We start from the raw sequence: 18,284 nt of genomic DNA on the forward strand, positions 1-18,284 counted from the left end.
CCTTCGCCCGTGCCTCTCAGGCGGGGAAGGGGTTTTGCCATGCATCCAGTTCTTCAAGCCGGCCGTACCACTTCTGGATATGCCGGAACTCGGCGAGCGGTATCTCGGCAGCGGCGGCATAAGGAAGCGCAGCAGCCAATGCGAAATCCGCCACGGTCAGTGTCTTGCCGACGGCGACGCTATTGGCGGCCAGATGATCGTCGAGCACCCGGCCATGGCGCCGAAAGTTCGTCTTCGCATCTTCGATCACGGCGATGTCAGGCTTGCCGCCAAACAACGGCTTGATCAAGATTTCAAACCACAGCGTTGCCCCGTGCAGGGTGAAATGGCTGGCATCCCAGCTCAACCAGCGCAGCACGTCGATCTGCCGGTGGTCATGCGGCCAGAAATCGGCTGCGACTGCGTCAGACAGCCTGCACATGATGGCGTTCGCTTCCCATAGGGTTCCGGCATCGTCCTGCAGCACCGGGACTTTCCCGTTCGGGTTCAGCGCCAGGAATTCCGCGCTGCGCTGTTCTCCGCTTGCCAGGTCTACCCTGACGAAGTCGACGTCGGCTTGAAGAAAACGAGCGGCGGCGCAGGCTTTCCGCGGATTGAGCGTTTCGCAATAATAGAGCTTCGCCGCCTTACGCATGGTTCGGCCCTTGGGATTCAGCCCCGAGAAAAAAGCTCAATCGCTCGAAACTTTGCGACCAACCGGTCTCATGACCCTCAAGTGACGATGCGCTTGCAAATCCACTCTGCCGAAACGTCATTTCCGTGCCGCCGTCGCTTTCCCTGAAGGTGATGAAGACGACCGTTTCGGGGCTGGTTTCGCCGCTTCCGGTCTCCCAGGCATGTGTGAAGACAAGCCTGTGCGGCGGCTCGACCTCCAGATATTTTCCGCCGACCCAATGCTCTTCTCCATCTGGTGCAATCAGACAGGCGCGGTGTCTGCCGCCGGGCCAGGCTTCAAGTCTGTCGCCCACCGCCTTGAAACCGTGAGGACCACACCATTGCACAAACGCTTTCGGGTCGGTCCATGCCCTGAAAACGAGATCGCGTGGGGCATCGAACCGCCGCACAAGAACCAGGTCGCGGCTGTCGGTCTCCGGATTAGTCATTTTCGTATCCTTGTACCTTGGTGAGATAGTCATCGAGGCGATCGAAGCTTTGATCCCAGAAGCGTCTGTAATCGGCGATCCAATCCGCAATTGTCTTCAAGGCTGCCGGCTCCAGCATACGGGGACGTGAATTTGCTTCCCGGCCAGAGCGGATCAATCCGGCCTGTTCCAGGACCTTGAGATGTTTTGAGATGGCGGGCTGAGACAGTTCGAAGGGATCGGCGAGTTCGGCCACAGTCGCCTTGCCGTTGGCAAGCCGCGCCAGAATTGCTCTCCGTGTGGGATCGGAGAGCGCGGAGAAAATCGCATCAAGCCTGTCGTCCATGAATCACCATTTGGCTATATAGCCAAATGGATATATTCGACTCGGCGAAATGTCAAAGGCAATTTTGCGCTGGATTGGCAATGACGGAAGGAACTCGACCTTGGCGCGCAAGCGACGATGTCGCGAGGGGACCCCGTCACCGCTCGCGACGGAGGCGCCCCGACTGCACCAATTTTGGAGGCGCTGCCCAGCCTTACATCGGAGGCATTTTTTCGAAGTTCGGCACATCCGGGTCGACCCGATCCCAGGCCTGGCCGCGGACGGTGTAGGTCACCATTTGCGGCTGATATCGCTCGGGCTCATCGAGGCTGGCGGCGTGGATGGTGAAGACATCGGGCATGTAGGAGAAGGTCAGATAAACCGGCGCGCCGCAGGCGGGGCAGAAGCCGCGCCTCTTGACGTTGCCGTTATCGGCGACGATTTCCCAGTGGCTCGCCTGGCCTTCAAGCTTTACCGCCTGCCGGCTCGGGAAGCTCAGATAGGATCCGTGGCCCGTGCCGCTCGTCCTCTGGCAGTCGCGGCACTGGCAGTCGTTCATCGCGATCGGCTCGGCCGAGATCTCGTAATGGATCGCGCCGCAGGCGCAGCCGCCGGTATAGGGCTTGCTCATCTCATTCTCCTGAAAAGCGGTTGATGGGGCGCGGCCTCTTGGCCGCCTCAGTCCTCGCCGCCGGCAAGGGCGCCGATATTCTTCACGACCTTCTTCCAGCCTTCGCCCATTTTCCGGAAGGCCGTTTCATTCCTAGGCAGCACGAAGCCGGAATGGATGAGGCGCAGCCGCGTGCCGTCTTCGGCTCGGGAGAGAAGGAAGGTGACGACGGTGTCGAGCGGCGAGCCGTAGCCGGCGTTCTCAGCATGCCCGCCTTTCCAGGCATAGGAGAGACGCTCGTTCGGCTTCACCTCCAGCACCTCACAGTGAATGGTGCCGTCCCAGGCGCCGGCCGGCGTCGTCTGGTAGGTGAAGCGCTTGCCTTCGACCAGCTCGAAGCCCGCCGGCATCATCAGCCATCGGCCCATCAGCTCGGCCGTGGTCAGCGTTTTCCAGATGGTTTCCGGCGCATGGGGAAACACCTCGTCGACGACGATCTCCTGCGTGTCGGGCTTCAATGCGGTCTCGTTCATGGATCGATTTCCTTCAGCAAGCTTCTGAGATCAGCAAAACGTTCGCGCCAGAAGGTGCCGTAATGGCTCATCCAGTCGACGAGCGGCGCGAGGCCTTCCGGCGCGGCGCGGTAATAGACGTTGCGGCCCTCGGGGCGCTCGGCGACCAGGCCCGCCAGCTTCAGCGCCTTGAGGTGCTGGGAGACGGCGCCCTGCGTGACGGTGCTCGCGCGTGTCAGTTCGACGACGGTGATCTCCTTGGAGAGAACGATCTGCTCGAACACCGCCCGCCGGGTGGGATCGGCAAGGGCGCGCATCACGGCGTCGATGGAAGCGGTCTGGATCATGGGAAAATCAATAGCGTAGACTAATTGATGAGTCAAGACTAATCTGTTCCTGCTCCGGGGCGGAACTGAAACGCGATGCCCTGCCTGTTGCCGTTTCTTTCGTCATCCAACGGATATCCGCAGATTCAGCGGCGGAGCCGTCACCATGACATCGCACCAGATTTCGAGCCCGGCTGGAACCTCGTCAGACCTCGCGAAGTTTGCGTGATGGAGGAGAATTCCACGTGCATTTGATCCAGTTGTTTATTCCGGCAGCGCCGCGAGCGACGATCGACATCGGAGACGTTATCGCGACAATTCAGCGCGAGATGACGGAGCGCCATGGCGGTATGACGGCATATCTCAATTCCCCCGCAAAAGGGCTTTGGACCGGTGATGAGGGCACTGAAGAAGACACCGTCATCGTGATCGAAGTCATGGTGGGCAGTCTCGATCGGGTGTGGTGGCGCCAATACCGTCGCGAACTCGAACAGCTGCTCGGCCAGGATGAACTGCTCGTGCGGGCACTTCCAGTCGAAACGCTCTGACCGCCTGGAAGCCTCCATGGACATGCAATTGCGCCATCTTGAAATCTACCGCAGACAGGGTGAGTTCGCAGCCTGGCCGGCAAATTATGGACTCTGGTCCTGGGGTGAGGAAATCGTCGTCGTCTTCGCGCGCGGCAAACTCGGGGCGAAGGGGCAGTTGCACGAACTGGATCGTGATTATCCGTTCGTCCCGTGGCAGGCACGCAGCCTGGACGGCGGACTGACATGGATGGGCGAACCGTTCCGCGGCCAGGTGCCGGGTGGGCTCTCGCTTTCGGCCGACGAGCACCTGAATGCCGATCTCAAGATTCGTCCGCGTCTGTCGGTCCGTGATGACCTCTGCGATCTGGATGAACCCATAGACTTTCTCGATCCCGAAACGATCGTCATGTGCGCCAGAACCGATGTAGAGGGCGATGCTGTCAGCTGGTTCTACGTCAGCCGGGATCGATGCGTGACATGGCAGGGTCCATATCGTTTCACTGGTTTGCGCCTTCCTATCTCGGCGCGCACCGATATCGTGCCTCTTGGCAGGGAGCATGCGCTCTTCATGCTCAGCACCTCCAAAGAGGACGGTGCGGAAGGCAGAGTGTTCTGCGCGCGCACTGCGGATGGCGGACGCAGCTTCGTCTTTCAAGGCTTTGTCGGCCCGGAACCTGAGGGCTATTCGATCATGCCGGCATCGGTGGCGCTTTCCGGTGGCGCCATATTGACCTTGACGCGCTGCATGGGGAAGGGCGCCGGTGGCAAGGGTTGGATAGAAGCCTTCACCTCCCACGACGAAGGGAAGACCTGGACGCGGAAAGGCTGCGTTGTCGGCGACACCGGCAGAAATGGCAACCCGCCAGCGCTCGGACGGATCGAAGGCATGCTAGTGCTCGTCTACGGCTACCGTGATCCGCCATTTGGTATCCGGATGCGCATGAGTTTCGATGACGGCCAGACATGGGGCGCCGAGAAGGTCATCCGCAGCGACGGCGGCACGGCTGATCTCGGTTATCCCAGAATGGTAAAACGCGGCGAGGCATCCCTGCTCGCCGTCTACTATTTCAACGATGGTGACAGGGAGGAGCGTTACGTCGCAGCGTCCATTGTCACGCCTGCCAAAGACCGAGAGGGAGCCGAGGACGGCGCTGCTTCATTGCGGTCGCACATCTGAGCCATACCGAAGCGGAGCGTTTGAAGCGCATTCGCGGAACAAAGCGGGGCACCCGTGGTTCGGGGCTGCGGCAGTCGCCGCCACGACATGGGAGGTTAGAGATGCAAAACGATTTCACGGATCCGGCAGGAAGAAGCGCAACGGCGCAGACACCGTCCTCATCCCCAGCTTTCGGTTCTTCGCAGGGATCGCGCACGTCCATTTCCGATCTGGAAGCGAAGGTGAGCGAAGATGTTTCCGCCGTCAAGGAAACGATCAAGGAAGGCGCCGACACTGCCGTCGAGAAAGCCAAGCAAGTCATTTCCGAACGCACCAGCTTCGCTGCTCGCCAGGTTGGCGGCGTTGCAACGGCACTTGAGAAAGCTGGCGCCGAAATGGAAAGCTCCGGTCAGGCTGAAGTCGGGCGATATGCCAGGCAAATCGGGCGGAGCGTGCAGACTGTCGCTCGGCGGATGGAAGGCAAGGACATCGGCGAGATCGCTACCATGGCCGAGGATTTCGGACGCAAGCAACCGCTCGCCTTTCTCGGGATCGCCGCACTTGCGGGCCTGGCGGCAAGCCGCTTCCTGACAGCCTCCGCGAAAAGGCAAACAGCTGCCGCGCCGCGTGAGCCATCGATTGGCCTGCGCCCCGGCGCCGCATCGACCGGAGGCGAGAACAATGGCTAAATCTTCAGAGAACACACCCCTTTCCGAGCTCGTCAGTGGCCTCGTAGGTGATGTCACGGGCCTGCTCCGCAAGGAAATCGATCTTGCCAAGACGGAAGCTTCGGAAAAACTTTCACAGGCGCTCAGCGGCGTGGAAATTCTCCTGTTCGGATTGGTGCTGGCGATCGGGGCGGTCGGCGTCCTGCTGAGTGCCCTTGTCGGCGGTCTCGCGGCCTTCCTCGTGACACAGGGTTTTACCGAAACCACTGCCAGTGCGCTCTCCTCTCTGATCGTCGGCATCATCATCGCCGGCATCGCTTGGGGCTTGGTCTCCCGGGGCCTCGCCGCACTTCGCGCCAATAACATGAAACTGGATCGTACTGCGACCTCGCTTCGCCGCGACGTTGATGTTGTGAAGGACAAAATCTGATGGAAAATTCAATCGAAAAAACATCGGCCGAGCTTCAGCGGGAGATCGACCAGGACCGCCGCCGGATAGGAGATCGGATTGACGCGATCCAGGAACGGGTGTCGCCGGGCCAGCTCATCGACGAGGTCATCGCATATGCCAAGGGAAGCGGCGGCGCAGAGTATGTCAGCAATCTTGGCCACGCCCTCAAGGCGAACCCTCTGCCGGTCGCGCTGATGGGCGTGAGCCTGGCCTGGCTCATGGCAAAAGGCAGTCCGTCATCAGGTGACACGGCGATCTGGAGCAAGGATCCCGAATATCCGCTTTATCCGGCGACTGGCCGGGTCCGCAGGATTGGTCCGCCGGCAATGGAAAACGGAGCCCGTTACAGCCATTTTGCCGATGAATCCGGCAAGAGGTTGAAAGCCTTGACGGACGAAACAGGAAGTCGTGCCGGCCATTTCATGGACGAGGCGGGCAAGACCTATCGTGGCTTTGCCGACGCGAGCGGAAAGCAGATCAGCCAGATCACCGACGAGACTGGTGCGATGCTCGACGCTGCAACCGGCTGGGCGGCGGAGAAATGGGAGCAGGCGAAAAGCGCCGCGAGTGACCTCAGCGCCCGTGCCTCTGACGCGGCGAGCTCGCTGTCGAGCCGATCCTCTTCGGCAGCGACCAGTCTTCAGGAGCAAACGAGCAAACTCAACGAGGCGATCCTCACCCATTTCCGCGACCAGCCGCTGGTCGGCGGTGCCCTGGCTTTCGCGGTCGGTGCAGCGATCGGCGCGGCGCTGCCCCATACCGACACCGAGGATGAGTTGGTCGGCGAAGCCGCAGATAGCGCTAGAGATAGCCTTAGCCATCAGGCCCAGGACGTCGTCGCGCAGGGTAAAGAGGTAGCGTCGGAAGTCTATCACAAGGCCGTGGACGTTGCCTCCGATGCTCATGATGCCATCAAGGAACGCGTGGTGGATGAGGCCGAAGCTTTCATAGATCGCAGGGATGGCCCAAGCGAAACCGATCGGCGATAAAATACCCATACCGTCGGCCTCAGGAAAGGTTCAACGCGAAAAGACGCGCTGTCTGACTGATCCGCTCGCGGAAGTCTCAGATGGCCGTCTGCATGAGGTACGAAGACTTTTCGACGGGAACCCGCGCGACGATTTTCATCACGAGCGTGGGAGCGACGTCGGGAACACAGCTTACTCGTCCGTCTTTGTAGAGCACCCGCAAGAGGCAGGTCTGGCTGTCGTAATCAAGTTCGGCGATCGTCTTTGAATGGACCGGGAATTGCATCTTCAGCTGCCTCCTGCTGCAGCATGACTAAGATCAAAACAGCCAACCGCCGCCCACCTGGGCCAATGCTTATTCGGCCGGAGAACTCCTCAGCGGCGGCTGGCGGTGCTGTCCGAAACGCGTTCCGACAGACATCCTGTTCAGCCGAAATCCTGCTGGCGAAATCTCGGCAGAATCTAATGAGAGCCGCCATGGAAATCGCGTGAAATCGGCGTGACACAAGTTCCGCGGATATAGGGGCGCGATGAAACCAGAATAGGATGTAAGTGGCTGCGGCACGCGAATTGGAGGCCGGCCGAAAACTTTGCCGTGCCCCCGAAAAGTCCGTCGCCGTTAATCACATATTATCAGTTGCTTGCGCGATCGGTGCCGGAACTTTTGCTAGGCTGCCGGGTTTCCTGATCATGTTGAAGAAGCAGCCCATCCGGCCCAGACTCGGGACGATCAGCGTCATCGATGACCTTCAGGTTCATGTCCTTGAAAGCGGCTCACCGAACGGAAGCCCGGTCGTTGCTCTGCATGGCTGCGGCAGTCTGGCGGAAGAGGTGCTGCTCCCCTTCGAAAACAGCCAGCACAGATTGATTGCCATCGACCGTCCCGGCTACGGTTGGAGCTCCTCGCTTCCGCCGCAGGAACGCGGTCCGCTCGGTCAATCTTTCTGGCTCGAGCGCTTTCTCGATACCTCAGGGCTTGGACCTGTCACGATCGTCGCCCATTCGATCGGCAGCGCCTCGGCCCTTCATCTGGCTGCCCGCATAGCTGAGCTCGTAAAGGCACTCCTGCTGATCTCGCCCTGCTGCAGTCCTGTTCCCCCGAAGCCTTTGATGCTGCTGCGCACCGCCGTTGCGCCTGTCATAGGGCCGCTGATCCGCCGGCACATCATGTCTCGCTGGGCCTCTCTCTTTCTCCGGCACGGACTCCGGTCGTCATCATTCCCGAATGCACTGCCGTCTCACCTGAACATGTTGCCTGCCGGCCATATGATCCGGCCCAGCGCGATTGAAACCATGGCTGACGAGCTGCGCGCTTTCAACCGAGACATGGCTCTGCTGCCTGGCCTGCCCGAGCAGGTTCCCATCCATGTTCTCTTCGGGTCGCAAGACCTTATCGTCGATCCGAATTTGCACATCGACTGGCTCCGGCAGAAGCATCCCCGCCTTCTCGTGAAACGCTTAGAGGGCGTCGGCCATATGCCACATCACGTCGCCCCGGCCGTCGCATTGCGGATGCTGAACGACATCATCGAGGAGCGTTCCTCCTTACCGGCCGTCAAGCCTGGACTGTTGACGGATGTAGCATGAGCCCAGGAGGTCTACCGCAGCTGAGGGCATCGCCATCCATGGTGTCCTGACAGTCCGAACGGGGAGCATTGACTCCCGCCCACGCCCCGATGATCGTTCGCCGATGACCGCTCCGCACTTTCACACCCGTCTTTCGCTCAGCAAGGATCTGGAGAAGCTCGGACTTCGCGCCGGCGACATGGTCATGGTGCATGCCGCCATGAGCAGGCTGGGGCGGTTGATCAACGGGCCGGACATGTTCATCGATGCGCTGCGTCATGTCGTCGGCCCGTCGGGCACCGTCGTCGCCTATACGGACTGGGACGGCGCCTATGACGAACTGCTCGACGAGAACGGCCGCGTTCCTCTCGAATGGCGCGATCACATCGCACCATTCGATCCCACGACCTCCCGGGCGATCCGCGATAATGGCATATTCCCGGAATTCCTTCGAACGACGCCAGGGTCGCGGCGCAGCGGCAATCCTGGCGCCTCGGTCGCGGCGATCGGCGCCAGCGCTGATTGGCTGACCGCCGACCACCCGCTCGATTACGGCTATGGCGAGGGCTCTCCGCTTGCCAAACTCGTGGCGGCCGGCGGCAAGGTCCTCATGGCCGGAGCCCCGCTCGACACCATGACCCTTCTCCACCACGCCGAACATCTGGCTGAGATTCCGAACAAACGCCTGCGCCGCTATGAGGTGCCCTTTGCCACGCCGACCGGCGTGGTGTGGCGCATGCTCGAGGAATTCGACACCGCCGACACGGTCGTCGCCGGCCTCGCATGCGATTACTTCGCCCGTATCGTCAGCGCCTTTCTCGCCGGCGGGCAGGGCGCACAGGGTCTGATTGGAGACGCGCCATCGGTGCTGGTCGATGCGGCCTCGATCTGCAGCTTCGCTGTCGCCTGGCTGGAGCATCACGCTTGAGCACGCTGAGCGGCTTCGCCCGGCGCGGCAGACGCTAGCTTTCTTCCCCGCTGGCTTCTCCAGCCTTACGGAACAAAATCCCGGCGGCGATGTTGGTATGGCGATAAGCAATGAAGGCCATGGGAGGAATCCATGCATAAGTCTCTTCAGTTCGTGTTGATCGGCCTGGCCTCGATGACTGGCCTGACGATCGCGCCGACGATTGCCGCGGCCCAGGATATGGAGTTGCGCATCGGCCCGGGCGGCGTCGGCGTCTACGACCGTGACAGTGATCGCGATTACGACCGCTACGACCGGCGGGGACCGCGCCGCTGCGATCCCGACGATGCGCTCGACATCGCTCGCAGCGAAGGCCTGCGCCGGGCCCGTATCGTCCGCATGTCGCCGCGCAGCATCGTCGTCGAGGGCATGACCCGCCGCGGGCCGGATCGGATTGTCTTCGCCAACCGGCGGGGTTGCCCGGAAATCTGACCGACACATAAGCGGCGGAATGCACGACCGCTTTGCGAAACGAAAGCGGCCGGTCAGACTCTTTATCAGTTGCGAATGCCGAAAGCGCTGCTTTGGCGAATTGCCTGACGACAGAGGATAAGCGGTTCGCGCTTGGGAAGCCGAGCCATGCTCAACAACCATCGGAGGATTTCATCATGATGAGCGGTCAATTGAAGGCGCTTCTCGCCGTTCTTGCCGTTGCCGGTTACCAGAACAGGGACAAGATCAGGGAGCTCCTGCGCGGACTTCAGAACCCGCAGCAGGCTGGCGCCGGAGGCCAGCAGCCGGGCGGGCTCGGCGGCATCCTTGGCGGGCTGGCCGGCTCCGGCGGTCTGGGCGGCCTCCTCGGCGGATTGACCTCCGGCAGCATCGTCAGCGGCGGCCTCGGCGACCTACTGAAGACGTTTCAGCAGAACGGCCAGGGCGACAAGATGGAATCCTGGGTGCGCCGCGGGCCGAATGCCGACATCAACGACGGCGAACTTGCCACAGCCCTCGGCCCGGATGTCTTGGACGAGATCGCCCGCAATACCGGCCTCTCGCACCAGGAGATCCTCGCCCGGCTGAGCCGCGATCTTCCCAAGGCCGTCGACGATCTGACGCCGGAGGGGAAAGTGCCGAGCGCCGAGGAAGCGTTTATGTCTTCGGCGAGCCAGGCGACGACCTCGGGGCGGCCGAGCGAGGTTTAGTATTGGAACAAACGCGCCATCTCAGTGCTTGCCGGGGGGCTGCTCGGGCTTGACCCGAGGATCCACGCTGGGCTCACATCGGCAGCGGGCATGGATTCCAGGCTCAAGGCCTGGAATGACGGAGAGTGGAGATGGCTTCTGCCATGCTGTCGGCGCAGCGGATAGGGGCCGCACTTTAAGCTAGTTCGCCAGATGCTTGCGAAGAAAGGCGTAGACGCTGCGGATGGATTTTGCCGCGGCGTCGCGGTCGTATTTTTCGATATGGCCCAGGACTCGTTTTCCCGCGGTGAACTCCGGGGCGTCGAAATCGTGATAAGCGCCTTTGTAGACGTTGAGCTCGACTGGCGGGGCATCGTCGCTGAGACGGGCAAGGCTCTTCTGGCATCGGTCCGCCCGGCTCCAATTGTCGCGTTCGCCAATCAAAATCAGGGTCGGTACTGACGGATCACCCCGATTGGCGTCGCAGGCAGGATAAAAGGCAACCGCCGCCTTGAACTTGTGCTCGACGAACTGTTCGTTCCCCTGGATTTTCGTTGCGTCCAGCGTCACGGTGCCGCCGGCCGAAAAGCCCATCAATGCGACCCGCCGAACATCGACAAAGCCTGATTTCGACAAAAAGTCCAAGGCGCCGTAGGCGTCGAAAGCGCGCTCTGGAAGACGGCTTCGACACGTATCCTTGAGGTTGCGGGTGGTGAAGCTGTCGACAACAAGCACGACATGGCCCCACGAGACCAGCCGCTTCGGCCAAAGCTCTTTGACGCTCAAACGCAGGTGATCGCATCCATGCATGACGACGACCGCCGGGAAGGGGCCATCACCTTGGGGGCGAGACAGATAGCCAAGCAACGGCGTGCCCTGCGGCTGCGGGAGAATGTCGCCCTGTTCGAGAGCCTTACGGATTCGAAATGGACTCAGCTTCACGGGCGTGCTTTCGAACCGCACCAATTCCTCGGCATTGGCAGGGTGCTCGGACGAGAGGACGCCGAGAAAAGCGACGAGGCAAGGAAGAAGTCGCGAGACAGTGGTTTTCACAGACTCCTCCACCTGTGATCGACAGCCTGCCAACCAATATAGGACTCGCTCGCTCTGGATGGTATCGCCTGGCGCCTAAGTCCATGCACTGCCTGCAATCGGTCTTTCGATTTTGGGCATGCCAGGGTTCATCGTCTTGTCTTCTTCGGCATCGGAATTAAAGTGCCGATGGTTCGATGGCGATGATTTGGAGTGGTCGAGTGCGTTTCCTGGCAGCGTTGGTGCTTGCGATCCTGATGGGTGGGGAGGGGTCGGCCTGTCCTCTCAACGATACCCTGAAGCTCTGCGTATTAAGTGGTCAAAACCTAACTGCCTTGCACAGCGGAATCGATCGAGGTGATTGGACCGTCGACAAGCCTTCTCCTGTCGTCAATCCAACTCCCGAGCCTCGAACCGGCCGCGAGCTCTACACGATGCCGAGCGGACTGCAATTCGCTCTTTATTATCAGGAATACCGAAATCTCTTTTCCGCGACCTGCTCGCTCGATTATTTTGGCGCCCTGGGAGCGGATCGATCGAAGGACTTGCGTTGTTCGAGCGCCGAGTTCGAAGCCTTCGAAGCCGGCCTTTCGGCAGCCTCGGTGGGTGCGGTAACGACGGAGCGCAAGGAAAGCGGCACGGCCTATCTGATCGAGGGCCAGAACACCTGGATGAAGGTCGTCGTCGCTGGCAACCCGAAAGACCCTTTGAACACCTGGGTCGAGACGTCGGTCTTGACGCGGCCATAGGACCGGCGGCGGGCGAAGCCCTGCTTTCCCCGAGCTCGCCGCGGGCACACAAATCGGCCGGCTGTCCGCGACTAGGCCTTGATCACCCCCGGATGGATCAGTTATCACTGCCGTAAATCCAAGCTGCGAAATTTGAATCGAGATGTGGCGACGATTAAGCCGGCGTCGATCTGCACTCGCACCCGTTAGGCGCAAGATTGGGCACTGGCTATTTCCGCAGCCCGGACAGTTTCCTCAGATCGTCATTGATCCTGCTCTGCCAGCCTTTTCCACTCGACCGATAATGTTCGATGACATCAGGATCGCGAGGTCCTCTTCTTTTGGAGACGATGAATGCCCAGAAACCCATCAAACGGCGTTTATTCGAAACCCGCCGGCACGACGCCTTCTGTCGGCCCGGTCATCGACCCGGCGGCGTGGAACGCGATCACCACCGCTCTCGGCAACGCATAAGGACTTTTGAAAGTCCGGCTAATGTTTCGTCGCTAGTCTGCTCGACAGCGCTAATTCATGGGTGGCTCCGCCTTCGGCCATAGTGGATCTTAGTCAAAAATCGCCCCGTATTGCTGTCCCGGGCCTCTCAGCGGCCGCAGATCGGTAATGTTTTTTCAATCTCTTCGGCTCGCGGTCCCCTGCACTTTCAGGCATCGCTTTGTTTCTCAAAAGGTCCACTTCATGTCCGTGTTTTTGCACGGGATGCCCGCACATCCGCGTTGAACCAAGCGGAATTCCATCGTATAGCTCGCCGACGAAATGTGCGGGCAGCGGTGATCAAATGATTTCGATTTTAGAACAGTTGTTGAGCGTGTTCTGGCTCCGTCCTGAGACCGCTGTCTGGAGGTATTTGGATATCGAGGCGATGAACAGCTTCGAATTCGAAGGGAGATCGCTAGACTTAGGATGCGGAGACGGCGTCTTTTCGTTCATTAGAGCGGGGGGGCGCTTCAGCGCAGAATTCGATGCTTTCCAAAAGACGGAGAAACTTGACCGATTCTATCAGAATGTAGACGTCTATGACGCGTATGATGAGAGTTACAACCCCCTCGTGGCTGGCTCTCCTTCGTACCAAATAAGCGTCGGCTTCGACCATAAAGCTAATCTGCTTCGAAAAGCGGCGGCACTTAATTTCTATGAGGAAACGATCGAAGGAGATGGAAACGCGCCTCTGCCTTTCGACAATAATTCGTTTGAATCGATCTTTTCTAACATCGTCTATTGGCTGGATAGCCCGGCGGATGTCATTTCTGAGCTGAGAAGAATTTTGGTGCCTGGAGGCAAGATCTGCCTGATGCTGCCGAATGAAACGCTTCCACAGTTCAGCTTCTATAACTCCTTATATGCCAAGACCAAGGATGAGCAATGGAAGTGGCTCGAGTTGCTAGACCGCGGAAGACTGAGTGATAACATCAAGCAGTCAAAATCAGATGATGATTGGCGGGAGGTCTTTAGAAGCGCAGGTCTTTCGGTTTCTCACCATTCGCAACACCTGCCCAAGGTGGTAATCCAAGCATGGGATATTGGTTTTCGACCGATGTTCCCGGCGCTCATGAACATGGTTGCTAGCGTCGATCCTCAGAAGTTGCCAAGCGTAAAGGCGGAGTGGGTAGATGCGCTCCGAATGTTTGCGAATCATCTTACTGCTATAGGCCAAAGAAATGATGGCAGCAGTGCATTTCACTGCTATATCCTTGCAAAGTGATCGATCCGCTGCCGGCATGGTTCCGAGGTTGCAATTCGGCTGTATCCCCAACTCGGCTGGCTCAGTTCAGCAGTTGAGGCCAGTTTCTGGGATCGCATCTGCTCGCGAATATATGGCGCGATGAGTTGAAGTCTGGGAAGTCAGCGCAGTGTTCTTATCAGCCGTCAGCTCGCTATGCTGGGTATAATCAGCCTTTTCGCCGTCGCGGCAATGATCGCTCGCATTTCCTTCGTCAGAAAGTCTCGCCAACGGTACGTCGCCTGAAGGTAGCGCGATCGCTCTGCCGCAGGCATCGCGTTCCTCAGCACCTTTGAGAGGCTACGCACCGTCGCTTATCGCGATCCCATCGCGTTCTTCCAAACGACGTCTGGCCGCTAACTGCTCCATCGTCGCTTTGGCACGGCGCGCGGCGCCATGGCACGGCTTCTCGATCCATCGGTAGAAGGGAATGACGAGCGCCAGCGACACGGCGCAGACGACGATCGGCGTCGTCACGAACCATTCAATCACCGCGGCCGCGATCACATGGACGAGGTAAATTGAAAAGCAGGCGCTACCGATCGCCTCTAAGGCATTGATGGGACCTCTTTCAGAAGCATTCCTGATCTCGGCCAGTATCCAGCAAGCGGCGAGCGCCGAGAACGGCACCATAGTCAGGTAAAAGCCGGCGGCGGTGTTCATCGTCGCCCAATAAAGAGCGGAAGCAGTTACGGCAGTCGCGGCGCGCCAGCCCCAAACATTACCTGGCAGTTTTAGACAGTGAAGATTTTCAGCGAGGTAGCAGCCAAGCAGCCATGCGGGGAGCCCGACAACCCAATTGAGTTGTGGCCCGTAGGCTTGGGCGTTTCCGTATTGATCAGGGCCAACGCCTATCGCCACGCCATATGAGGCCAAGACAGAGCCCGCGATGAGCAAGGGCCATCCGATCCGGCGAGAGGTGGCCAAGATAAGCGGATAAAGGCAGTAGTAAACGGCCTCGCAGACGACGGACCAGAGAATATAGCCGTCGATCGGATTATAGGCTCGCATCCCCAGCGCTTGCGCCAAGATGAACGCCGCGGCGGCTGGCGGCACGATCCGAATGAAGCGACCGGCAAGAAATGGCCCGACCTGAAGCATTCGCGTCCGGTACGGGTAATGGATGCAGAAGCCGGAAACCACAAAGAAGGCGATTACCGCCGGATGGCCGGTGAATAGGTATTTTGAAAGTCCCGGCATCGAGGGGCCAAGAAGATGCGCGAATACAACTGACAGGGCGGCAACCGCTCTGACGGTATCGACACCTTCGATTTTGACCGAATTTTGAAGTGAACGCATGCGGCCAAGTAACCTCGGCGCGAACACTTTATCAAGAGACAACTAATATTGTACTTGCGAGTACTCTAATAAGCCGCCGATACTGAGGCAAAAATCCCATGAAATTGATCCGCAACAAGCGCCGCGTGCTCAGGTGGTCGCTGTCCATGTGGTGCGTCTATTTGGCAGGCTCCTTCGAGTTGCTGCCGTATGTCGTGCCGTACCTCGATGACTTCATCCCGAAATGGCTGTCGATAGGCATCCTTCTGATGTCCCCAATCGCGCGCATCATTCATCAGGAGAATCTCAAAGATGAATAGGCTCAAAAAGGGTAGCGCCGCAGCCGCTATGGCCGTGGCATTGGTCGGAAACTTCGAAGGGCTGCGGCAGCACGCCTATCCGGATCCGGCCACACAGGGCCAGCCGTGGACGATCTGCTACGGCAGCACCAATGGCGTGAAGCCCGGCGATTACAAGACGCTCGAGCAGTGCAAAGCGCTGCTTTCGCTCGAACTGCAGCACTATGCCAACGGCATAGAGAGGTGCGTGACGGCGCCGCTGCCGGATGCGCGTTTCGTGGCGCTGACCTCGTTTGCCTATAATGTCGGCGTCAGGGCGGCCTGCGGCTCGAGCGCGGTGAGGCTCATCAACCAAGGCAGGACGGCCGAGGGCTGCGAGGCGCTGCTCAAGTGGAACCGTGCGGCCGGCATCACCTTTCCCGGGCTGACGCGGCGCCGGCAGAAAGAGCGGCAATTCTGCCTGGAGGGCATCTGATGTTCTCCCTGCTCGACACGCTCAAGATGGGCGCCGGCATCGCCGCCGGGTTGGTGCTCTATCACCTCTATGCCGTTTCGATCGGCTATCCCTCGGCGGCCCGGCAGGCGCGCGCCGGCTATGTGATGCTGGCCGAGAAGACAGCGGCCGAGGCGCGGGCGGCCGAGATGGAGCGCCAGCGCAATGCGGGCTCGCTCGCCACCGAAGAGCACCGCAAGCGCCTTCTGGCCGCGGAGGTGGCCGAGCAGGCGGCCCGAGACACATTGAAAAACGAGATCCGATCCTATGAACTCGAGCTTTCGCGAGAGAACCGCGCTTGCGCTGTCACTGCTGCTGATCGTCAGTGGCTGCTCCGCCACTGAGCGCCTGAACCAGGCGGCGGTTGCCAAGGGGAGGGCGGCGGCCGGCCTCGTGCTGCCGCCGCTGCCCGATGATTTGAGACGGCAGGAAGCGCATGCGCCTGTCCTCGAAGGCGAGCCGCTGATCGCAATCCTTGCCCGTGAGCGCCAGGCGCTCGACCGTGCCAATGCCCGCCAGGGGCGCACCGTCGAATTCTACGACGACCTCACCAGCCGATACGGAAGACGCCGATGATGAACGCCATTTCGATTGCCCTTGCCAATCCGCTGCTGAAAGGTGGGGACGGCAGCGCCGGAGATCCCGACCGCTACATGTTCTTCGCCACCCGCAACCGCATGCCGTCGGGCGCGATCGTCACCGCCGCCTCCGGCACGAACTATGTCTGCACCAAGATCGTCGTCAACACGCCGCAATATAAGACGCGGACCTTCCGCTTCCATCTCTCCGGCTTCGCCTCGACCGAGGGCGGAAATTCGCCGCAGGAAACCGTCGTTACCGGCGCGATCGGCGCGCCGGGCAATTCGGTCATCGCCGATGCCATGTTCATCCGCGTCGCCGGCGTCTTCCACCAATGCAGCTTCGCCGGCTCGAACACCGTGACGGTCGCCGACCAGACGAACGGCGCCTGGACGGACGAACTGACCATTCCCGATGTCGCGCCGGAAAGCGAAATCGAAATCTGGCTGTTTTATCACACCGCCGTCGGCGACAAGATCTGGCCGGTCTATCGCATCCAGAAGCATCGCGGCGAACGCGTCTGGGGTGCCGGCGATCTCGATACGCTGCTTGCCTTCAAGGATAGCCCGCTCGCCGACAGCACCGCCGCCCTCGATACGAGCTATGGCCAGCAGGCGCAGCCGCAATATTGGGGCGCCGATTTCATGGTCGCCAAGGGCGACTGGGACGGCAGGCCGGTCGCCCTCGGCTTCGTCGACAGCATCGGCGAGGCGCGCCAGGAATATTCCGCCGCTGCCGATGCGCGCGGCAATCTCGGCTGGTTGCGCCGCTGGCTCGACAAGGACGGCGGCCCTGGCCGCATTCCGCATTGCCTGATCGGCATGCCCGGCGCCGGCTCCGTTCGTGAATTTACCGGCAGCGGCTCGGCGATTGCCACGCGGCGCCGCGACATCCTCCGCGAAATCATTGCCTTCAACGGCAATAAATGGCCTTTCACCGTCGTTGCAAACCAGATGGGCCAGAACGACACGTCGACATCATACAGCACGTGGTTCAACACAAACTACCGCTCGCTTGTCACCCGCATCCGAGCCGAATATGCCGGCGTCAAAATCGTCGCCTTCCCGCCGCTCGGACGCACGACCATCACACGCACCATCACGCTGACGTCAGTCGGCACGGTCGCCACGGCGACCATCGCAAGCGGCCTCAACGGCCTTGCGACAGGGCAGACCGTCACGATTTCAGGCGCGACGCCGACGGCCTACAATGGCAGCTATGTGATCACGGTCACCGGCGCGAATACCTTCACCTATAATATCGCCGGCGGCACGTCGCCGGCGACCGGCAGCATCACCTGCAACGACCTCGGGCTGCGGGCGGAATATCAGGTCTACGGAGCCAACAACACCTGGCCCGCGGACGGGACGGACGCTTCGGGCAAATGGCGCCTTCGCGACGACATTCTCGGCCAGACATCGGCCTGTTGTGACGCGGCAATCGATACCTACGGAGCGTGGGTATCGCCGTCCGCAGGCGGCGTCTGGCCCGGCATGCTGGAGCTTGCGAGCACGACGTTGACGGCGCAGGCCGGCACCGATGGGGTGGCGACCTACAATCAGATCGTTGTCGCCGATGCGAGCCTCTTCCGGCCGGAGCAGACGCTGCACATCTATTCCGGGCCGGACGGCATCGCCCGCCTGAGCACGCAGGTTATCGCCGGCATCGCCGGCAACGTCATTACCTATCAGGGGGCGAGCGCCGTCGTCATGCCGGTCGGGACCGTGGTCCGCCCGGCGCCGTCGGTCGGGGAGCTTTCGCCGCTATCCTTCGTCCACCCGCAGCCCGTCATGATCGACCGCATCGCCGACGGCATTGCGCAATCCGAAAAGCTGAAATTCAATTCATGACAGGG

25 protein-coding genes and 1 pseudogene are annotated in these 18,284 nt (G+C 60.4%); 16 read left to right on the plus strand and 10 right to left on the minus strand.

Going from position 1 to position 18,284, the window contains the following annotated elements; all coding sequences use genetic code 11:
• Positions 1 to 16: 16 nt before the first annotated feature.
• From J0663_RS14180 to J0663_RS14205, 6 genes are all read right to left on the minus strand, one after another.
• Positions 17 to 634, minus strand: a complete 618-nt coding sequence (locus tag J0663_RS14180; protein WP_207240962.1) for a glutathione S-transferase family protein — start codon at positions 632 to 634, stop codon at positions 17 to 19.
• Complete coding sequence (locus tag J0663_RS14185; RefSeq protein ID WP_207240963.1) at positions 627 to 1,103, minus strand: SRPBCC family protein; 477 nt, start codon at positions 1,101 to 1,103, stop codon at positions 627 to 629. The genes J0663_RS14180 and J0663_RS14185 overlap by 8 nt, the downstream gene beginning before the upstream one ends.
• Entirely contained in the window at positions 1,096 to 1,428 is a 333-nt protein-coding gene (locus J0663_RS14190) for an ArsR/SmtB family transcription factor (RefSeq protein WP_207240964.1), read from the minus strand. Before J0663_RS14190 ends, J0663_RS14185 begins: the two co-directional genes overlap by 8 nt.
• A 193-nt stretch (positions 1,429 to 1,621) precedes the next feature.
• Complete coding sequence (locus J0663_RS14195) at positions 1,622 to 2,038, minus strand: GFA family protein (protein ID WP_207240965.1); 417 nt, start codon at positions 2,036 to 2,038, stop codon at positions 1,622 to 1,624.
• A 47-nt stretch (positions 2,039 to 2,085) separates the two neighbouring features.
• On the minus strand, positions 2,086 to 2,550 hold the full coding sequence (locus tag J0663_RS14200) for an SRPBCC family protein (protein WP_207240966.1): 465 nt from the start codon (positions 2,548 to 2,550) through the stop codon (positions 2,086 to 2,088).
• Positions 2,547 to 2,876, minus strand: coding sequence for an ArsR/SmtB family transcription factor (locus tag J0663_RS14205; protein WP_207240967.1), 330 nt, complete (start codon positions 2,874 to 2,876; stop codon positions 2,547 to 2,549). Before J0663_RS14205 ends, J0663_RS14200 begins: the two co-directional genes overlap by 4 nt.
• Before the next feature lie 224 nt (positions 2,877 to 3,100).
• Between J0663_RS14205 and J0663_RS14210 the strand changes: the two genes are divergently transcribed.
• The 5 genes from J0663_RS14210 (at position 3,101) to J0663_RS14230 (ending at position 6,649) form a co-directional block, all read left to right on the plus strand.
• Positions 3,101 to 3,403 carry a hypothetical protein gene (locus J0663_RS14210; RefSeq protein WP_207240968.1) on the plus strand — a complete coding sequence of 101 codons (303 nt, stop codon included), beginning with the start codon at positions 3,101 to 3,103 and terminating at the stop codon, positions 3,401 to 3,403.
• A 16-nt stretch (positions 3,404 to 3,419) separates the two neighbouring features.
• Positions 3,420 to 4,562, plus strand: a complete 1,143-nt coding sequence (locus tag J0663_RS14215; RefSeq protein WP_207240969.1) for a sialidase family protein — start codon at positions 3,420 to 3,422, stop codon at positions 4,560 to 4,562.
• Positions 4,563 to 4,663: 101 nt separating this feature from the next.
• Positions 4,664 to 5,230, plus strand: coding sequence for a nutrient deprivation-induced protein (locus tag J0663_RS14220; protein WP_207240970.1), 567 nt, complete (start codon positions 4,664 to 4,666; stop codon positions 5,228 to 5,230).
• Positions 5,223 to 5,639 carry a phage holin family protein gene (locus J0663_RS14225; RefSeq protein WP_207240971.1) on the plus strand — a complete coding sequence of 139 codons (417 nt, stop codon included), beginning with the start codon at positions 5,223 to 5,225 and terminating at the stop codon, positions 5,637 to 5,639. The genes J0663_RS14220 and J0663_RS14225 overlap by 8 nt, the downstream gene beginning before the upstream one ends.
• Entirely contained in the window at positions 5,639 to 6,649 is a 1,011-nt protein-coding gene (locus J0663_RS14230; RefSeq protein WP_207240972.1) for a DUF3618 domain-containing protein, read from the plus strand. Before J0663_RS14225 ends, J0663_RS14230 begins: the two co-directional genes overlap by 1 nt.
• A gap of 76 nt (positions 6,650 to 6,725) precedes the next feature.
• Here the strand turns inward: J0663_RS14230 and J0663_RS14235 are convergent, their stop codons facing one another.
• Positions 6,726 to 6,914 carry a hypothetical protein gene (locus tag J0663_RS14235; RefSeq protein ID WP_207240973.1) on the minus strand — a complete coding sequence of 63 codons (189 nt, stop codon included), beginning with the start codon at positions 6,912 to 6,914 and terminating at the stop codon, positions 6,726 to 6,728.
• A gap of 404 nt (positions 6,915 to 7,318) precedes the next feature.
• On the opposite strand from J0663_RS14235, the gene J0663_RS14240 reads away from it, so the two are divergent.
• The 4 genes from J0663_RS14240 (at position 7,319) to J0663_RS14255 (ending at position 10,303) form a co-directional block, all read left to right on the plus strand.
• Positions 7,319 to 8,215 (plus strand): alpha/beta fold hydrolase, encoded by an 897-nt coding sequence (locus tag J0663_RS14240; protein ID WP_207240974.1) that lies wholly within the window; start codon positions 7,319 to 7,321, stop codon positions 8,213 to 8,215.
• A gap of 103 nt (positions 8,216 to 8,318) precedes the next feature.
• Entirely contained in the window at positions 8,319 to 9,122 is an 804-nt protein-coding gene (gene aac(3) / locus J0663_RS14245) for an aminoglycoside 3-N-acetyltransferase (RefSeq protein ID WP_207240975.1), read from the plus strand.
• A 132-nt stretch (positions 9,123 to 9,254) separates the two neighbouring features.
• Positions 9,255 to 9,593, plus strand: coding sequence for a hypothetical protein (locus J0663_RS14250; RefSeq protein WP_207240976.1), 339 nt, complete (start codon positions 9,255 to 9,257; stop codon positions 9,591 to 9,593).
• Positions 9,594 to 9,769: 176 nt separating this feature from the next.
• A complete protein-coding gene (locus tag J0663_RS14255) occupies positions 9,770 to 10,303 on the plus strand; it encodes a YidB family protein (protein ID WP_207240977.1) in 534 nt (177 codons plus the stop codon).
• Between the two features lie 180 nt (positions 10,304 to 10,483).
• Here the strand turns inward: J0663_RS14255 and J0663_RS14260 are convergent, their stop codons facing one another.
• On the minus strand, positions 10,484 to 11,335 hold the full coding sequence (locus J0663_RS14260) for a dienelactone hydrolase family protein (protein ID WP_207240978.1): 852 nt from the start codon (positions 11,333 to 11,335) through the stop codon (positions 10,484 to 10,486).
• 221 nt (positions 11,336 to 11,556) lie between these two features.
• Between J0663_RS14260 and J0663_RS31270 the strand changes: the two genes are divergently transcribed.
• Positions 11,557 to 12,063 carry a hypothetical protein gene (locus J0663_RS31270; RefSeq protein WP_246590289.1) on the plus strand — a complete coding sequence of 169 codons (507 nt, stop codon included), beginning with the start codon at positions 11,557 to 11,559 and terminating at the stop codon, positions 12,061 to 12,063.
• A gap of 208 nt (positions 12,064 to 12,271) precedes the next feature.
• Here the strand turns inward: J0663_RS31270 and J0663_RS14270 are convergent.
• Positions 12,272 to 12,367, minus strand: a pseudogene (locus tag J0663_RS14270) (BrnA antitoxin family protein); the annotation flags it as partial.
• A gap of 471 nt (positions 12,368 to 12,838) precedes the next feature.
• Between J0663_RS14270 and J0663_RS14275 the strand changes: the two are divergent.
• Positions 12,839 to 13,762: a class I SAM-dependent methyltransferase gene (locus tag J0663_RS14275; protein WP_207240979.1), complete on the plus strand. Its 924-nt coding sequence runs from the start codon at positions 12,839 to 12,841 to the stop codon at positions 13,760 to 13,762.
• A gap of 318 nt (positions 13,763 to 14,080) precedes the next feature.
• Here the strand turns inward: J0663_RS14275 and J0663_RS14280 are convergent, their stop codons facing one another.
• Positions 14,081 to 15,079 carry an acyltransferase family protein gene (locus J0663_RS14280; RefSeq protein ID WP_207240980.1) on the minus strand — a complete coding sequence of 333 codons (999 nt, stop codon included), beginning with the start codon at positions 15,077 to 15,079 and terminating at the stop codon, positions 14,081 to 14,083.
• 98 nt (positions 15,080 to 15,177) lie between these two features.
• Here J0663_RS14280 and J0663_RS14285 point away from each other — a divergent pair, with 98 nt between their 5' ends.
• Genes J0663_RS14285 through J0663_RS14305 form a run of 5 tightly spaced genes read left to right on the plus strand, consistent with a single transcriptional unit; the run spans position 15,178 to position 18,279 of the window.
• The gene (locus J0663_RS14285; RefSeq protein WP_207240981.1) at positions 15,178 to 15,378 is read left to right on the plus strand and encodes a DUF7940 domain-containing protein; all 201 of its coding nucleotides are present in this window, start codon (positions 15,178 to 15,180) and stop codon (positions 15,376 to 15,378) included.
• Positions 15,371 to 15,832, plus strand: a complete 462-nt coding sequence (locus J0663_RS14290) for a lysozyme (protein WP_207240982.1) — start codon at positions 15,371 to 15,373, stop codon at positions 15,830 to 15,832. Before J0663_RS14285 ends, J0663_RS14290 begins: the two co-directional genes overlap by 8 nt.
• Complete coding sequence (locus J0663_RS14295; RefSeq protein WP_207240983.1) at positions 15,832 to 16,194, plus strand: hypothetical protein; 363 nt, start codon at positions 15,832 to 15,834, stop codon at positions 16,192 to 16,194. Before J0663_RS14290 ends, J0663_RS14295 begins: the two co-directional genes overlap by 1 nt.
• A 4-nt stretch (positions 16,195 to 16,198) precedes the next feature.
• Entirely contained in the window at positions 16,199 to 16,426 is a 228-nt protein-coding gene (locus J0663_RS14300) for a hypothetical protein (protein WP_064823091.1), read from the plus strand.
• Entirely contained in the window at positions 16,423 to 18,279 is a 1,857-nt protein-coding gene (locus tag J0663_RS14305; protein ID WP_207240984.1) for a hypothetical protein, read from the plus strand. Before J0663_RS14300 ends, J0663_RS14305 begins: the two co-directional genes overlap by 4 nt.
• Positions 18,280 to 18,284: the final 5 nt, after the last annotated feature.

This window comes from Rhizobium lentis (genome assembly GCF_017352135.1).
In the GTDB taxonomy this organism is placed as follows: Bacteria; Pseudomonadota; Alphaproteobacteria; order Rhizobiales; family Rhizobiaceae; genus Rhizobium; species Rhizobium lentis.

Excerpts from the sequence above, each read along its gene's own strand:
- J0663_RS14305 (WP_207240984.1), top strand. The coding sequence starts at position 16,423 with ATGATGAACGCCATTTCGATTGCCCTTGCCAATCCGCTGCTGAAAGGT.
- J0663_RS14180 (WP_207240962.1), bottom strand. The coding sequence starts at position 634 with ATGCGTAAGGCGGCGAAGCTCTATTATTGCGAAACGCTCAATCCGCGG.
- J0663_RS14255 (WP_207240977.1), top strand. The coding sequence starts at position 9,770 with ATGATGAGCGGTCAATTGAAGGCGCTTCTCGCCGTTCTTGCCGTTGCC.
- J0663_RS14295 (WP_207240983.1), top strand. The coding sequence starts at position 15,832 with ATGTTCTCCCTGCTCGACACGCTCAAGATGGGCGCCGGCATCGCCGCC.
- J0663_RS14190 (WP_207240964.1), bottom strand. The coding sequence starts at position 1,428 with ATGGACGACAGGCTTGATGCGATTTTCTCCGCGCTCTCCGATCCCACA.
- J0663_RS14220 (WP_207240970.1), top strand. The coding sequence starts at position 4,664 with ATGCAAAACGATTTCACGGATCCGGCAGGAAGAAGCGCAACGGCGCAG.
- J0663_RS14205 (WP_207240967.1), bottom strand. The coding sequence starts at position 2,876 with ATGATCCAGACCGCTTCCATCGACGCCGTGATGCGCGCCCTTGCCGAT.
- J0663_RS14280 (WP_207240980.1), bottom strand. The coding sequence starts at position 15,079 with ATGCGTTCACTTCAAAATTCGGTCAAAATCGAAGGTGTCGATACCGTC.
- J0663_RS14285 (WP_207240981.1), top strand. The coding sequence starts at position 15,178 with ATGAAATTGATCCGCAACAAGCGCCGCGTGCTCAGGTGGTCGCTGTCC.
- J0663_RS14235 (WP_207240973.1), bottom strand. The coding sequence starts at position 6,914 with ATGCAATTCCCGGTCCATTCAAAGACGATCGCCGAACTTGATTACGAC.
- J0663_RS14215 (WP_207240969.1), top strand. The coding sequence starts at position 3,420 with ATGGACATGCAATTGCGCCATCTTGAAATCTACCGCAGACAGGGTGAG.
- J0663_RS14185 (WP_207240963.1), bottom strand. The coding sequence starts at position 1,103 with ATGACTAATCCGGAGACCGACAGCCGCGACCTGGTTCTTGTGCGGCGG.
- J0663_RS14230 (WP_207240972.1), top strand. The coding sequence starts at position 5,639 with ATGGAAAATTCAATCGAAAAAACATCGGCCGAGCTTCAGCGGGAGATC.
- J0663_RS14290 (WP_207240982.1), top strand. The coding sequence starts at position 15,371 with ATGAATAGGCTCAAAAAGGGTAGCGCCGCAGCCGCTATGGCCGTGGCA.
- J0663_RS14275 (WP_207240979.1), top strand. The coding sequence starts at position 12,839 with ATGATTTCGATTTTAGAACAGTTGTTGAGCGTGTTCTGGCTCCGTCCT.
- J0663_RS14250 (WP_207240976.1), top strand. The coding sequence starts at position 9,255 with ATGCATAAGTCTCTTCAGTTCGTGTTGATCGGCCTGGCCTCGATGACT.
- J0663_RS14225 (WP_207240971.1), top strand. The coding sequence starts at position 5,223 with ATGGCTAAATCTTCAGAGAACACACCCCTTTCCGAGCTCGTCAGTGGC.
- J0663_RS14200 (WP_207240966.1), bottom strand. The coding sequence starts at position 2,550 with ATGAACGAGACCGCATTGAAGCCCGACACGCAGGAGATCGTCGTCGAC.
- J0663_RS14195 (WP_207240965.1), bottom strand. The coding sequence starts at position 2,038 with ATGAGCAAGCCCTATACCGGCGGCTGCGCCTGCGGCGCGATCCATTAC.
- J0663_RS14240 (WP_207240974.1), top strand. The coding sequence starts at position 7,319 with ATGTTGAAGAAGCAGCCCATCCGGCCCAGACTCGGGACGATCAGCGTC.